The sequence below is a fragment of the Phenylobacterium sp. genome (assembly GCF_030680185.1).
Classification (GTDB): domain Bacteria; phylum Pseudomonadota; class Alphaproteobacteria; order Caulobacterales; family Caulobacteraceae; genus Phenylobacterium.
This window is the reverse complement of sequence record NZ_JAUXVZ010000032.1, coordinates 132,106-145,429: the sequence shown is the minus strand read 5'-3', so window position 1 is coordinate 145,429 and position 13,324 is coordinate 132,106. Positions and strand designations below refer to the sequence as shown.

Below are 13,324 nucleotides of genomic sequence, written 5' to 3'. Positions count from 1 at the left end.
GCTCAATCCTCCGAAGAGCTCGGCTCCCTGAGCCGCCAGGTGGCGCCGTCTGCGGAGTCCATGACAACCACATTGAGGGCGTTCAGTTCATCACGGATCGCATCGGCCCGTGGCCAATCCTTGGCGGTCCGCGCGGCGATGCGCTCGGCGATCAGGGCCTCGACCCTGGCCTTGAGTTCAGGATCGGCCCCGCCCTGGAACCAGGCCTCGGGATCGGCCTGCAGGAAGCCCATCAGGGCGCCCGACGCCAGCAGCTCGCCCTTGGCCTGGGCGCGGGCCTCATCGTCGCCGGTCTCGATGGTCGAGGCGAGCGCGAACAGTTCGGCCATGGCCTGGGCGGTGTTGAGATCGTCTTCCAGCGCGGCCAGGAACTTCGACGAGGGCGCATCGGTGCTGGCGGTGACGTCGGCGCAGCGGCGCAGGGCGCCGTAGAGGCGATCCAGGGACTTGCGCGCCTGCTCCAGGAGCTCGCCCGACCATTCCTGGGGCGCGCGGTAGTGGCCGACCAGCAGGGCCCAGCGGACCGCCTCGCCCGGCGTCTGCGCCACCAGGTCATGGACCAGGACCACATTGCCCAGGCTCTTGGACATCTTTTCCGAACCGAAGTTCAGGAAGCCGTTGTGCATCCAGTAGCGGGCGTAGTCGCCCCCGTGGCCGGCCTCGCAGCCGTGGGCGGCGCAGACCCCCTGGGCCAGCTCGTTCTCATGGTGGGGGAAGATCAGGTCGTTGCCGCCCCCGTGGATGTCGATGGGCAGGCCGAGCGTCTGCTCGATCATGGCCGAGCATTCGATGTGCCAGCCCGGACGCCCAGGCCCCCAGGGACTGTCCCACACCGGCTCGCCGGGCTTGGAGGGCTTCCACAGCACGAAGTCGGCGGCGTTGCGCTTATAGGGCGCCACATCGACCCGGGCGCCGGCGATCATGTCGTCCAGGCTGCGTCCCGAAAGCTGGCCATAGTCGGGATAGGATTCTGTGCTGAACAGCACGTGGCCCTCGGCGGCGTAGGCCGCGCCCTTGTCCACCAGGCGGCCGATCATCTCGATGATCGCATCCATGGTCTGGGTGGCGCGGGGCTGGAAGGTGGGCGCCAGCGCCCCCAGCGTCGCCATGTCGCGATTGTAGATGTCGAGATAGCGCTGGGTGATGACGTCGATCTCGACGCCCTCGGCCTGGGCCTTGGCGTTGATCTTGTCGTCCACGTCGGTGACGTTGGCGGCGTAGAGCACGGCCTCTTCGCCATAGGTGTGCCGCAGCAGGCGGAACAGGACGTCGAACACCACCACGGGCCGGGCGTTGCCGATATGGGCGTAGTTGTAGACCGTCGGCCCGCAGACATACATCGTCACCCGCTTGGGATCGACGGGGACGAAGGGCCGCTTTTCGCGGGCCATGGTGTCATAAAGATTCAGGGACATCGACCATACTGACGCTGCGGAACGGTTGCCCGCTCGGTTGAGGGAACCATATACAGATCGCCCGGGCGGGAAGACAGAGGGCGCATCCGCTCAAGCTTCCCGGCCGTACCTCGGTGGCACGCGTCATTTCCGGAGCCCTCGCTCCGGCGCAACTCAGCACCAGAAAGACCTGCATCAAGCCCATGGACGCCATTACGCCTGAACGGACCATCGTCGGTTCCGACCTGGAGCCCGTCACCCGCCCGACCCGCGAAGAGGCCATGGCGGCTGTTCGCACCCTGATCGCCTGGGCCGGTGACGACCCGCGCCGCGAAGGCGTGATCGACACCCCCAAGCGGGTGGTGGACGCCTATGCGGAATGGTTCGAGGGCTATGGCGCCGATCCGGCCAAGGAGCTGTCGCGAACCTTCGAGGACGTACAGGGCTATGACGACATCGTCATGCTGCGCGGGATCGAGGTTGAGAGCCACTGCGAGCACCACATGGCGCCCTTCCTGGGCAAGGCCTATGTCGCCTACATGCCGACCAACCGCGTGGTCGGCATCTCCAAGCTCGCCCGGGTGGTGGAAATCTTCGCCAAGCGTCTCCAGACCCAGGAGACCATGACCCAGCAGATCGCCGACGCCATCACCGACAGCCTGCGCCCGGCCGGCGTGGCCGTGCTGATCGACGCCCAGCACCAGTGCATGACCACCCGTGGCGTGCACCACCGGCATGTGGGCACCATCACCACCCAGTTCACCGGGGTGTTCAAGAGCGACGCCAGCCTGCGTCAGCGCTTCCTGGACTTCGTCAACAAGAGCTGAGCCCCTCAGGCGAGGATGGCGCTCGGGCTTCGCGCCGTCTTCGCCGCCGGCCGCGGCGGGTGGACCAGGGTGACCAGAACGAAGCTCAGCATCATCAGCAGGTACCAGGACCCCATCTTGGCCAGGGAGACCGGCGTCCAGCCGGCCTGCTGGTCAGGATAGACCCAGGCCGAGGCGTAGGTGCCGAGGTTCTCGGCGATCCAGATGAAGAAGGCGACCAGCACCGCGCCCAGCAGCATGGGCATGCGCCGGACGGTCAGGTCCGGTGTAAACTGGAACCAGGTCCGGCCAAAGATCACCGCTGAGAAGGCGAACAGGCCCCAGCGGATATCGACCACATAGTGGTGGGTGAAGAAGTTGGCATAGGCCAGCACCGCCAGCAGCCAGGGCGCCCAGGGGGGCGGATAGGCTTCGAACCGGATGTCGAACAGGCGGATGATCCGGGCCATGTAGCTGCCGACGCAGGCGTACATGAAGCCCGAGAACAGGGGCACGTCGCCGATCCGCAGCAGGCTCGCCTCCGGATAGGTCCAGGAGCCGTGAGCGGTCTTGAACAGCTCCATGGCCGTGCCGACGACGTGGAAGATGGCGATGACCAGGGCCTCTCGGGGACGCTCCAGCCCGGTGGCGAGCAGGAAGATTTGCAGGGCGATGGCGGCGATCACCAGGAAGTCGTAGCGCGCCAGGGGCGCCTCGTCGGGCCACAGCAAATGAGTGCCGACCAGCAGCGCCAGCATGGTCCCGGCGAACAGGCAGGCCCAGGCCTGCTTCAGCCCAAACAGCAGGAATTCATAGGCCCCGGCCCGCCACGGCGACCGCGCGGCCCAGGGCCGCGCCCAGGCGTCGAAGGCCAGGACCCTGGCCTTGATCTGGTCCTTGAGGTTCACCCGCCGCTCGCGCTCAGATGCGCCGCAGCTGACTCAGCAGCCCTCGGGCCAGGGCTTCGGGCGAGCCGTCTCCCGTCAGCGCCACGGCCACGGTGGCGCGGGTCGCCATCGAATAGGCCACCATCCCGCTGGCGCTGGAATAGCCGAGCCAGGTGTCCTGCGCCCACGCATCTGCGGCGGCCAGATCGGTGGCCATGACCCCCAACCCGTGGTGCGTCCCGCCCTCGCCCATCGGATAGAGCCGGTAGAACCGCCGCCCGGTGATCTTAGCCCCGTGCAGCCGGTCGCCCATCAGGTCGCGCCAGTATCGGACCACGTCGAGGGCTGACGCCGACACGCCTTCGGCTTCAAACTCGGTCTCACCGAGGTCGCGCCGCCCGGCGATGCGGCGGCCTAACGATTCCGCCAGGGTCGTCTGGTCGATCGCCGCGATGATCTGCGACAGCAGGGCCGGGTTGGCGCGCGACACACCCCACATCGCCCCGGGCGCGAACACCGGCGGCAAGGCGGCCGCAGCGCTCAGGTCGGCGTCCGGCAGGCCGCTCGTTCCGGCCAGCACGTCTTCGAGGGTGATCCAGCGCGCATTGGGCAGCTCCGGCGCCCAGCGATCGATCGTGGCGTCCAGCGCCAGATCGCCGGCCTCGACCATCTGGAGAAGCGCGGTGGCCCTATAGCTCTGGACCAGTTCGCCCCAGGCGAACCGGGCCGGCGGCGCGCCAGGTGTCCGTGTCCAGGTCTGGGTCCAGACCGCCCCGCCCGGCTCGGCCACGGCCGCGGTCGCGGTCTCCACGCCCGTGGACGCGGCGAGATCCTCGAAGAAGCGATCCTCAAGGCTGTCGCGGATCACCGGCTGCAGGCGGGAGGAGACCGCCGCGCGGATCTCGTCGAACTGCCAGTCGCCGAACTGCTGGCGAAGGGGCGGACCGGCATAGTTGGCGCGGCCATCCGCCGGCGTTTGCGCGGCCCGTCGCCCGATCCCGAAAGGCCAGGCGGCGAGGGCTTGCCCCGGCAGGGCGAGGGCGGCGGCGGACAGGAGGGCGCGGCGGCTGAGGCTCATGGGCGAAATCGACTCCCCTAACAATGGACGCAAGCTGCGCCGGACACCTCCCCTTGGGTCAGGAGGAGGGCTATAGTTTGCCCATGACCGCCCAATTTCCCACTGCTTCCGACAAGCACGCCTTGGAACGCGGCGACGTTATCGCCCCGCGCTTCGACACCAACGGCCTGATCGCCGCCGTCGCCACCCATGCCGAGACCGGCGAGGTGCTGATGTTCGCCTGGATGAACGCCCAGGCCCTGGCCCTGACCCTGTCGACGGGCAAGGCCCACTATTTCAGCCGCTCACGCAACGAACTCTGGCTCAAGGGCGAGACCAGCGGCCAGGTGCAGCAGGTGGTCGAGACCCGCCTGGACTGCGATCAGGACTGCGTCTGGATCAAGGTCCTGCCCCAGGGCGACGGCGGCGCCTGTCACGTCGGCTTCCGCTCGTGCTTCTACCGGGTGGTCGAGGACGGCAAGCTGGTCGAGCGACCCGACTGAGCCGGGCCGCCCGCACCTGATCCTCAGCCCTCGATGGCCTGAAGCGGCGAGACGCCGCCTTGCGTCGGCGTGACCTTGAAGGCCTTGCGCACCGCAGTCTCATAGTCCTTCGAGAAGATCGACGAGACGGTCATCAGATCGCCGCGGACCTCATCGGCGGTCAGGGTCAGGAGGACGAACCCCTTGGCGTCGTGATCGCTATAGATCACCTCCTTGGCCCCCTTCATGTAGAGGTCGCCCACCGGCAGGCTTTTGACCGTGTCGCCCGCGCCGGGGCTGGTGATGCCCGTGGCCCCGAACTCGACGCCGCGCAGAACGTCCCCGTCGTCATAAAGCTCGTTGACCCAGAAGGCGTGGCTGTCGCCGGAGATGACGATGGCCCGGGCCTGCGCGGCTTCCACGGCGTCGTACAACCGCTCGCGGGCGGCGGCGTAACCGTCCCACATGTCCAGGCCGTAGGGCAGGCCCATGGCCGCCAGACGCTCCATCTGCTCGATGCGGCGGGCGATGTCCTCCGGCTGGGCGGCGATGGCGGCGGCCACGGCCTCTTCGCCCAGCACCTTGCCGGGGCTGGGGACGTCCATCCGCGCCATGACCACCTGGTTGCCCAGGATCTGCCAGGTGCGGCCGCTCTTGACCGAGGCGGCCAGCTCATCCGCCAGCCAGGCCTCCTGCGCCTCGCTCATCATCTTGCGGGCGGGATCGTTGATCTTGGTGCGGAAGCCCTCGACATCGGGCTGGCCGTTCACGACCTCCATGTCGCGGGCATAGTCGAGCTGGTCGTCTCGGGCGGTCAGCCGGGATTCCAGCATGATCAGGCTGGCCAGGTCCCCGAACTGGAAGCTGCGGTTCATGGCCTCGAAGCTGCCGCCGGGCGCCGGGTCGCGGATCGGCATCCATTCGAAATAGGCCTTCAGCGCATTGGCCTTGCGGGTGTTCCAGTCGCCCTCGGTCTCGGGGCTGTGGTTCTCGGCGCCGCCCATCCAGCTGTTGTTGGCCGTCTCGTGGTCATCCCAGGAGACGATCCAGGGCGCTCGGGCGTGGGCGGCCTGGAGCTGGGGATCGGCCTTGTACTGGGCATGGCGCTGACGATAGTCGGCGAGGCTGACGATCTCCCGGTCCGGAACATGCCGGCGCTCGCCGGCCACCGGCGAGTTCATCCCGTAGGAGCCGTCGCCGCCATACTCGTAGATATAGTCCCCGAGATGGATCACCGCATCGAGCTGCGGCAGGTCGGCGATGGCCTGGTAGGCGTTGAAATAGCCGTAGGGATAGAGGGCGCATGAGGCGACGGCGAAGACCAGTTCCCGGGTCTCGCCCACCGGCAGGGTGCGGGTGCGGCCCATGGGCGAGGTGACTCCATTGGCCTCGAATTCGAAGGTGTAGGCCCGCCCGGCGTCGAGGCCGGTGACATCGACCTTCACGGTGAAGTCCCGGTCGGGGCCGGTGAAGCCCTGACCCGACTTGGCGCCCCCGGCGCGGCGGTCGATGGGGTTCAGCCGCCAGGCATAGGCGATCTGGCCCGCGCCCTCTTCCTTGGGCGTGATCCGGGTCCAGAGCACCACGGCGTCGGCCAGCGGATCGCCCGATCCCACGCCGTGCTCGAAGGCGACAGCCCCGGCATAGGCGCCTTGCGCATGGACGGCGAGCGGCGCCGCGGCGCCGATTCCCAGAAGGGCCAAGGCCCGGCGTCGATCGATCTTCATTCTATGGTCCCCAACTCGCGCAGGCGTTCTGAGCGTGTAATAGAAGGCGTTTCTGCGACAGGAGCATGATGCCATGGCCAGCGAGACCCTTCACGTCCCCCGTGAGAAACTTAGCCCCAAGACCCTCCAGCTCCACTACGCGATCTCCTCGCTGATGGAAGAGCTCGAGGCGGTGGACTGGTACCGTCAGCGGGCCGACGATTGCGACGACCCGGAGCTCAAGAAGATCCTCCTGCACAACGCCAAGGAGGAAATGGAGCACGCCGCGATGGTCCTGGAATGGATCCGCCGCAATGACGAGCAGTTCGACGGCCAGCTGCGGGAATACCTGTTCAAGGACGGCTCCATCACCGGCCAGGAAGAGGGCGCGGCCGGCAAGCATGGTCTCTGACCCTGCCGCCGACACGCCTGCGGCCGACGAGGACGAGGACGGCGACCTGCTGATCGTGCAGGTCGCCCCCGAGGCGGCCGGCGGGCGGCTGGACAAGACCCTGGCGGCCCTGGTTCCGGACCTTTCGCGGGCCCGCATCCAGGCGCTGCTGGCCGAGGGCGCGGTCAGCCGCGAGGGCGCGCCGGTGCGCGACGGGTCCGCCAAGGCCCTGGCCGGGGCCTATGAGATTCTGGTGCCGGCGGTGATCTCCGCCGAGCCGGCCGCCCAGGACCTGCCGCTCACCGTGCTGTTCGAAGACAGCCACCTGATCATCATCGACAAGGCCGCCGGCATGGCGGTCCACCCGGCGCCGGGAACCCCGGACGGAACGGTGGTCAACGCGCTGCTGCACCACTGCGGCGCCAGTCTCTCAGGGATTGGCGGCGTGGCCCGGCCGGGCATCGTCCACCGGCTCGACAAGGACACCTCCGGCGTCATGGTCTGCGCCAAGACCGACGCCGCCCACCAGGGCCTCTCGGCCCTGTTCGCCGCGCACGACATCGACCGGGCCTATGTGGCCCTGACCCGCGGCGCGCCGAAGCCCCGCAAGGGCACGATAGAATCCCGCCTAGGCCGCTCGGCCCACGACCGCAAGAAGATGGCCGTGCTGCGCACCGGCGGGCGCGAGGCCATCACCCACTACGAGGTCACCGCGCTGTTCGGCCCCTCTGACCGCCCGACGGCGGCCCGGGTGCGGTGCCGGCTGGAGACCGGACGCACCCACCAGATCCGGGTGCACATGGCCTCCAAGGGCGCGCCCTGCCTGGGCGATCCCATCTATGGATCGGGCAGCCCCGCCGGCCCTGTGCGCGCGGCGATGATCGAGGCCGGCCTCGCCCGCCAGGCCCTGCATGCGGCCGTCCTCGGCTTCATCCATCCGATCACCGGCGAGCCCCTGCGCTTCGAAAGCGCCCTGCCGGCCGACATGGCCAGACTTGAAGATTTGCTGTCGGCGCTCTGAGTTTTTCCCCGAGGCCTGCGGGCATGATCGCCTTGCTTGCGCCCTGATCAGGGGGTAATAATTCCCCAGTACACAAGTGGGACATTCAGTCCGCACGGTGGACCCGACGGATCGCCCTCCCCGGCGGTCTTCCGCTCCGAGAACCCAATACCTATCTGCAGGGTCGAGGGGCGGACTGACCCGCGCGCGTCTGCGCGACGGTCCCTAAGGTCCGCAGGGAAAGGGGATAATCATGGCCACAGCGAACACGCTTTCCGTCATGTCGCCAGATGGCGGCCTGAGCCGGTATCTGAGCGAGATCCGCAAGTTTCCGATGCTGGCCAAGGACGACGAGTTCATGCTCGCCAAGCGCTGGCAGGAGCACGAGGACTCGGACGCCGCCCACAAGCTCGTCACCAGCCACCTGCGCCTCGTGGCCAAGATCGCCATGGGCTATCGCGGCTATGGCCTGCCCATCGGCGAGGTGATCTCCGAGGGCAATGTCGGCCTGATGCAGGCGGTCAAGAAGTTCGATCCCGACCGCGGCTTCCGCCTGGCCACCTACGCCATGTGGTGGATCCGCGCCTCGATCCAGGAATACATCCTGCGCTCCTGGTCGCTGGTGAAGATGGGGACCACGGCGGCGCAGAAGAAGCTGTTCTTCAACCTTCGCAAGGCCAAGAGCCAGATCAGCGCCTTTGAAGAAGGCGACATGCATCCCGACCAGGTTCACCAGATCGCCACCAAGCTGGGCGTGCTGGACGAGGAGGTCATCTCCATGAACCGGCGCCTGTCGGGCCCGGACGCCTCGCTGAACGCCCCCCTGCGGTCGGACTCCGAGAGCGAATGGCAGGACTGGCTGGCCGACGACAATGCCCCCAGCCAGGAGTCCGTCGTCGCCGATAAGGAAGAGCGCGGCCTGCGCATGGGCCTGCTGGAAGAGGCGATGGCCGAGCTCACCGATCGCGAGCGCCACATCCTGACCGAGCGTCGTCTGAAGGACGATCCGACGACCCTCGAGGAACTGGCCGGCCAATACGGCGTCAGCCGCGAGCGGGTGCGCCAGATCGAGGTTCGCGCCTTCGAGAAGCTTCAGAAGACCATGCAGGCCGCGGCCGAAGACCGGAACCTGGTCAACGCCTGAAGCCCATGACCTCGAGACATCAACGGTCGGCCCTTCCGGGGGCCGGCCGTTTTCGTTTCAGGCGACCCGCTTGGCGCCCGCGGCGGACTCCGCCGGCATGAAGGCCGCCAAGGCTGCGACGTGGAACGCCACCTGCCCGGGGTCGAGGCGCCTGGGATCGACGACGGTGGCCAGATAGCGCTGGAAGTCGGCCGAGGCGGCCGCCAGCTTCATGTCGCCGGTCTTCACCGCCACCGACTGCAGGTCCGCGCCCTGAGCCTTCATGGCGCGCAGGGCCTGGACCGGATCGCTCTGCAGGGCGCTGGCGGCGGATTTCAGAATCTTGATGGCCTGGGTGATCCGCGACTTTTCCGGCGTGGCGCGGACGTCCGAGCGACGCTTGAGGGGGCCGGTATAGTCCCCGGAGTTGAACCTTCGGCGGTCGGGGCCGACATAGGTCACCGCCTCCACCCAGTCGCGGGGCCGCAGGGTCACCGCCTCCAGGCGCTTCAGCAGATCGCCGGTGGTGAAGGGTTTGCGCAGGAATTCGTGGACGCCCGCGTCCCGGGCGCCCAGGACGGCGGCGGCCGTCGGCTGGGCCAGGATCATGACCACCGGCGCCTGGCGGCAGGCCGCCTCGCTGCGGCGGAGCCTGCGGGTGAACTCGATGCCGTCCACGCCGCCCCGTTCCGCATGCTCGACGAAGACGATCTGGGGATCGATCACCTTCAGCAGCTCCATGGCCTTGCCGGCCGATGGCGCGATCCAGACCTGGCAATGGACCAGGCTGCGCATCAGATCAGCCAGCATGCGCCCGCCCGGCGGCGACGGATCGATCACGAGCACCCTCTGCAGGGCCGGCGCCATGCGCTCGATCAGTTTTCCGTCGTCCTTGAACACTTGGGCACGCTCCGCGAATGGGGCGAAGGTGCCACGAGGCCGTAAAGAACCACTTACGGGCGCGGGGTCGCTTAACCCTGAAAAGGATCCAGCATCATGATGATGTCGTCCCGGTCCGGGCTGGTGGAGAGCAGCACCGCCGGGGCGCCGATCAACTCCTCGATCCGCCGCACATACTTGATCGCGTTGGCCGGCAGGTCCTTCCAGGAGCGGGCGCCGCGGGTGCTCTCGCTCCAGCCCTCCATCTCCTCATAGATGGGCTCGATGGCGGCCTGGTCCCGCAGGCCGGCGGGCAAGTAGTCGATGGTTTCGCCCCGCAGGCGATAGCCGACGCAGACCTTGAGCGTCTCGAAGCCGTCAAGGATGTCGAGCTTGGTCAGGACCGCGCCCTGGATGCCGCCGACGGCGATGGACTGGCGCACCAGCACCGCATCGAACCAGCCGCAGCGGCGGGGCCGGCCGGTGACGGTGCCGAACTCATGGCCCCGCTCGCCCAGCAGGCGGCCGGTCTCGTCGTTCAGCTCCGTGGGGAAGGGCCCCTCGCCCACCCGGGTGGTGTAGGCCTTGACGATGCCGAGCACATAGCCCCCCGCCGTCGGCCCCACGCCGGCGCCCGCCGCGGCCTGGCCGGCCACCGTGTTGGACGAGGTCACGTAGGGATAGGTGCCGTGATCGACATCCAGCAGGGTCGCCTGGGCGCCTTCGAACAGGACCCGCTGGCCCGCCTTGATGGCGTCTCCGAGGATCCGCCAGGCCGGCTTCACATAGGGCAGGATGCGCGGCGCCAACTCTTCGAGCTGGGCGAGAATTTCGTCGGCGCGAGCCTCGGGAAGACCCAGGCCTTTGCGCAGGGCGCCATGGTGGGCCAGCAGGCGCTCGATCTTCACCTCCAGGGCCTCACGGTCGGCCAGGTCGGCGAAGCGGATGGCGCGGCGGCCGACCTTGTCCTCATAGGCCGGGCCGATGCCGCGACCGGTCGTGCCGATCTTTCCGGCCCCGGCGCGGGCCTCGCGGGCCCCGTCCAGGTCGCGGTGCAGGGGCAGGACCAGGGTGGCGTTCTCCGCCAGGATCAGGTTCTCGGGGCTGATGCCCAGGCCCTGGCCCTGGGCGCGGGTGATCTCGTCCAGCAGCGACCAGGGATCGACCACCACGCCGTTGCCGATGATCGACAGCTTGCCCTGGATGACCCCCGACGGCAGCAGCGACAGCTTGTAGGTCTTGTTCCCCACAACGATGGTGTGGCCGGCGTTGTTGCCGCCCTGGAAGCGCACCACCACATCGGCGCGGTTGGCCAGCCAGTCGATGACCTTGCCCTTGCCCTCGTCGCCCCACTGGGCGCCGATCACCGTCACATTGGCCATTGAGATACGATCCTTCCGCCTGCCGAGCGGATCCGTCCCGCCCTTCGACAGGGCTCGGCGAGAGGATTTGATCGATTGTGGAACCTGCCGGATGCGCTCATGCGGCGCCGGGGCAGGTCAGAAGCTGTAAATCAGCCGCACGCCAGCTTCGTCAAGGCCCTGGTTCTTGCCCTGGTGGAAAATCTGGGCGTTGGAGATGTGGACCCAGGACAGTTCGGCGGCGAACCGCTCGGTGAATTCGTAGCCCAGCGACAGCTCGGGCTGGAACAGGACCTGAGAGCCGAAGTCGATGCGGGTGTTGTAGAGCTCGAGACGGCGCGCCACTTCATCAGGCGTCAGGCCGGGCTCATTGACTGGCGGCAGGCCCGCCTCGCCATCGGTATAGGCCAAACCCAGACCCGGGCGGATATAGAGCCGGTCTGTGACGCCGATGGGCCAGGACAGGCCGGCGGCGATGAAGTTGCTGGTGTTCTCGCTGTTGATCGAGACGAAGGCGTGGGCCTGGGGATCCCCCCAGAGGGCTTCGATCGGCTCGCTGCGCAGGCCAAGATGCAGGTCGATCCCGTCCTCGCGGCCCGCGGCGCCCGAACCGATCGCCTCGCCGATGAAGGTCACGTCATGGGCATAGACCCCGACCATTAGATCGGCAGCCTGGGCCACCCCCGAGCCAGCCAGACAGACGGCGGCGCTGGCCGCCGCAACGAGATTGCGCTTCATGATTGGTCCCAAACCCACCGCTATGGATCGCGCACAGATAAGCACGGCGGGGCGGCTGTCAAAGCGGTCGCGCGTCGGTAGATGGCAAGCTATGCAGAAGGCCATGACCCGACCCCGCTTTCACCTCGCCTTCCCCGTCCGCGACCTGGCCGAGGCCCGCGCCTTTTACGGCGATCTGCTGGGCTGCGCCGAGGGCCGCTCCAGCCCCGACTGGATCGATTTCGACTTCTACGGCCACCAGATCGTCGCCCATCTGGCGCCGGACGAGGTGGGTCACCGCCAGACCAGCGCGGTCGATGGCGAGCAGGTTCCGGTCCGCCATTTCGGCGTCATCCTGACGCTACAGGCCTGGCAGGACCTGGCTGATCGGCTGCAGGCGGCGGGCACGGACTTCATCATCGCCCCGCAGGTCCGCTTCAAGGGCCAGCCCGGCGAGCAGGCCACCCTGTTCTTCCTTGACCCATCCGGCAACGCCCTGGAGTTCAAGGCCTTCGCCAACGACGACATGGTGTTCGCAAAATGAGCCTGACCCTCGCCGATATCGAGGCGGCCGCCGACCGCATCCGCGGCCTGGCCATTGAGACGCCGCTGATCGAAAGCCCGGCCCTGAACGAGAAGATGGGTCTGCGCGTCCTGCTCAAGGCCGAGACCCTGCAGCGAGTCGGCGCCTTCAAGTTTCGCGGCGCCTATAACCGCCTCGTTCAGCTGGACGCCGACGAGCGCGCCCGCGGCGTGGTGGCCTTCTCGTCGGGCAACCATGCGCAGGGTGTCGCCCTGGCCGCCCGGCTGCTGGGGATTCCCGCCCTGATCGTCATGCCCAAGGATGCGCCGGCGGTGAAGGTCGCCGCCACCAGGGTCTATGGCGCCGAGGTGCGGTTCTACGACCGGCTGACCGACAGCCGCGAAGCCATCGCCGCCGAGATCGCCGAAGAGCGCGGAGCCGTGGTCGTTCCGGCTTTCGACGACCCGCACATCATGGCTGGCCAAGGCACGGTGGGGCTGGAGCTGGTGGCCCAGGCCAGGGCGGCCGGCGCGACCCTGGACGTGGTGGCTGCGCCCATCAGCGGCGGCGGCCTGCTGGCCGGACTGGCCACGGCGGTGAAGGCCTTGAGCTCGCACACCGCCATGGTGGGCGTCGAGCCCGAGGGTTTCGACGACACCCTGAAGTCGCTGCAGGCCGGCGCGCGCCAGACCTTCAAGCCCACGGGCCGGTCCCTGTGCGACTCTCTGGAATCGCCGGCGCCAGGCGTGCTGACCTTCCCGGTCATGCAACAGACGGTGGCCGATGTGGCCCTGGTCAGCGATCGCGAGATCACCGAGGCCATGCGCTACGCCTTCTCGACCCTGAAGCTGGTGGTCGAGCCTGGCGGCGTCGCAGCCCTGGCGGCCCTGCTGGCGGGCAAGATCGACGTCGCCGGCAAGACGAGCATCGCGCTGGTCCTGTCCGGCGGCAATGTCGATCCCGAGCAGTTCGCCCAGGTCATCCGCGGCGAGATCTGA

At 68.2% G+C, this 13,324-nt stretch carries 14 protein-coding genes; 7 read left to right on the top strand and 7 right to left on the bottom strand.

Annotated features, from left to right (window positions below; translation table 11 throughout):
• Positions 1-2 precede the first annotated feature (2 nt).
• Complete coding sequence (cysS, locus tag Q8L83_RS07610; protein ID WP_305285716.1) at positions 3-1,415, bottom strand: cysteine--tRNA ligase; 1,413 nt, start codon at positions 1,413-1,415, stop codon at positions 3-5.
• Positions 1,416-1,597: 182 nt separating this feature from the next.
• Between cysS and folE the strand changes: the two genes are divergently transcribed.
• Entirely contained in the window at positions 1,598-2,221 is a 624-nt protein-coding gene (gene folE / locus Q8L83_RS07605; RefSeq protein ID WP_305285715.1) for a GTP cyclohydrolase I FolE, read from the top strand.
• Positions 2,222-2,226: 5 nt separating this feature from the next.
• Here the strand turns inward: folE and Q8L83_RS07600 are convergent, their stop codons facing one another.
• Positions 2,227-3,108 (bottom strand): DUF817 domain-containing protein, encoded by an 882-nt coding sequence (locus Q8L83_RS07600; RefSeq protein WP_305285714.1) that lies wholly within the window; start codon positions 3,106-3,108, stop codon positions 2,227-2,229.
• A gap of 13 nt (positions 3,109-3,121) precedes the next feature.
• Positions 3,122-4,165 (bottom strand): serine hydrolase domain-containing protein, encoded by a 1,044-nt coding sequence (locus tag Q8L83_RS07595; protein WP_305285713.1) that lies wholly within the window; start codon positions 4,163-4,165, stop codon positions 3,122-3,124.
• 83 nt (positions 4,166-4,248) lie between these two features.
• Between Q8L83_RS07595 and hisI the strand changes: the two genes are divergently transcribed.
• Positions 4,249-4,647: a phosphoribosyl-AMP cyclohydrolase gene (gene hisI, locus Q8L83_RS07590; protein WP_305285712.1), complete on the top strand. Its 399-nt coding sequence runs from the start codon at positions 4,249-4,251 to the stop codon at positions 4,645-4,647.
• 23 nt (positions 4,648-4,670) lie between these two features.
• Here hisI and Q8L83_RS07585 read toward each other — a convergent pair whose 3' ends face one another.
• Entirely contained in the window at positions 4,671-6,353 is a 1,683-nt protein-coding gene (locus tag Q8L83_RS07585; protein ID WP_305285711.1) for an alkaline phosphatase, read from the bottom strand.
• Positions 6,354-6,426: 73 nt separating this feature from the next.
• On the opposite strand from Q8L83_RS07585, the gene Q8L83_RS07580 reads away from it, so the two are divergent.
• The 3 genes from Q8L83_RS07580 to rpoH all read left to right on the top strand — a co-directional run bounded on the left by Q8L83_RS07580 (position 6,427) and on the right by rpoH (position 8,867).
• Positions 6,427-6,744, top strand: a complete 318-nt coding sequence (locus Q8L83_RS07580; RefSeq protein WP_300574521.1) for a ferritin family protein — start codon at positions 6,427-6,429, stop codon at positions 6,742-6,744.
• Positions 6,734-7,744, top strand: a complete 1,011-nt coding sequence (locus tag Q8L83_RS07575) for an RluA family pseudouridine synthase (protein WP_305285710.1) — start codon at positions 6,734-6,736, stop codon at positions 7,742-7,744. The genes Q8L83_RS07580 and Q8L83_RS07575 overlap by 11 nt, the downstream gene beginning before the upstream one ends.
• Before the next feature lie 232 nt (positions 7,745-7,976).
• Entirely contained in the window at positions 7,977-8,867 is an 891-nt protein-coding gene (gene rpoH / locus Q8L83_RS07570; protein WP_305285709.1) for an RNA polymerase sigma factor RpoH, read from the top strand.
• A gap of 57 nt (positions 8,868-8,924) precedes the next feature.
• On the opposite strand, the gene Q8L83_RS07565 is transcribed toward rpoH, so the two are convergent.
• From Q8L83_RS07565 to Q8L83_RS07555, 3 genes are all read right to left on the bottom strand, one after another.
• A complete protein-coding gene (locus Q8L83_RS07565; RefSeq protein ID WP_305285708.1) occupies positions 8,925-9,746 on the bottom strand; it encodes a PleD family two-component system response regulator in 822 nt (273 codons plus the stop codon).
• A gap of 71 nt (positions 9,747-9,817) precedes the next feature.
• Complete coding sequence (locus Q8L83_RS07560; protein WP_370868370.1) at positions 9,818-11,107, bottom strand: adenylosuccinate synthase; 1,290 nt, start codon at positions 11,105-11,107, stop codon at positions 9,818-9,820.
• Between the two features lie 117 nt (positions 11,108-11,224).
• Positions 11,225-11,824 (bottom strand): acyloxyacyl hydrolase, encoded by a 600-nt coding sequence (locus Q8L83_RS07555; protein ID WP_305285707.1) that lies wholly within the window; start codon positions 11,822-11,824, stop codon positions 11,225-11,227.
• Positions 11,825-11,927: 103 nt separating this feature from the next.
• Between Q8L83_RS07555 and Q8L83_RS07550 the strand changes: the two genes are divergently transcribed.
• Positions 11,928-12,347, top strand: coding sequence for a VOC family protein (locus Q8L83_RS07550; RefSeq protein ID WP_305285706.1), 420 nt, complete (start codon positions 11,928-11,930; stop codon positions 12,345-12,347).
• Complete coding sequence (locus tag Q8L83_RS07545) at positions 12,344-13,324, top strand: threonine/serine dehydratase (RefSeq protein WP_305285705.1); 981 nt, start codon at positions 12,344-12,346, stop codon at positions 13,322-13,324. Before Q8L83_RS07550 ends, Q8L83_RS07545 begins: the two co-directional genes overlap by 4 nt.

What these genes read in the sequence shown, in the direction of transcription:
- cysS (WP_305285716.1), bottom strand. Translation starts at nt 1,415, where the DNA reads ATGTCCCTGAATCTTTATGACACCATGGCCCGCGAAAAGCGGCCCTTC.
- folE (WP_305285715.1), top strand. Translation starts at nt 1,598, where the DNA reads ATGGACGCCATTACGCCTGAACGGACCATCGTCGGTTCCGACCTGGAG.
- Q8L83_RS07595 (WP_305285713.1), bottom strand. Translation starts at nt 4,165, where the DNA reads ATGAGCCTCAGCCGCCGCGCCCTCCTGTCCGCCGCCGCCCTCGCCCTG.
- hisI (WP_305285712.1), top strand. Translation starts at nt 4,249, where the DNA reads ATGACCGCCCAATTTCCCACTGCTTCCGACAAGCACGCCTTGGAACGC.
- Q8L83_RS07585 (WP_305285711.1), bottom strand. Translation starts at nt 6,353, where the DNA reads ATGAAGATCGATCGACGCCGGGCCTTGGCCCTTCTGGGAATCGGCGCC.
- Q8L83_RS07580 (WP_300574521.1), top strand. Translation starts at nt 6,427, where the DNA reads ATGGCCAGCGAGACCCTTCACGTCCCCCGTGAGAAACTTAGCCCCAAG.
- Q8L83_RS07575 (WP_305285710.1), top strand. Translation starts at nt 6,734, where the DNA reads ATGGTCTCTGACCCTGCCGCCGACACGCCTGCGGCCGACGAGGACGAG.
- rpoH (WP_305285709.1), top strand. Translation starts at nt 7,977, where the DNA reads ATGGCCACAGCGAACACGCTTTCCGTCATGTCGCCAGATGGCGGCCTG.
- Q8L83_RS07560 (WP_370868370.1), bottom strand. Translation starts at nt 11,107, where the DNA reads ATGGCCAATGTGACGGTGATCGGCGCCCAGTGGGGCGACGAGGGCAAG.
- Q8L83_RS07555 (WP_305285707.1), bottom strand. Translation starts at nt 11,824, where the DNA reads ATGAAGCGCAATCTCGTTGCGGCGGCCAGCGCCGCCGTCTGTCTGGCT.
- Q8L83_RS07550 (WP_305285706.1), top strand. Translation starts at nt 11,928, where the DNA reads ATGACCCGACCCCGCTTTCACCTCGCCTTCCCCGTCCGCGACCTGGCC.
- Q8L83_RS07545 (WP_305285705.1), top strand. Translation starts at nt 12,344, where the DNA reads ATGAGCCTGACCCTCGCCGATATCGAGGCGGCCGCCGACCGCATCCGC.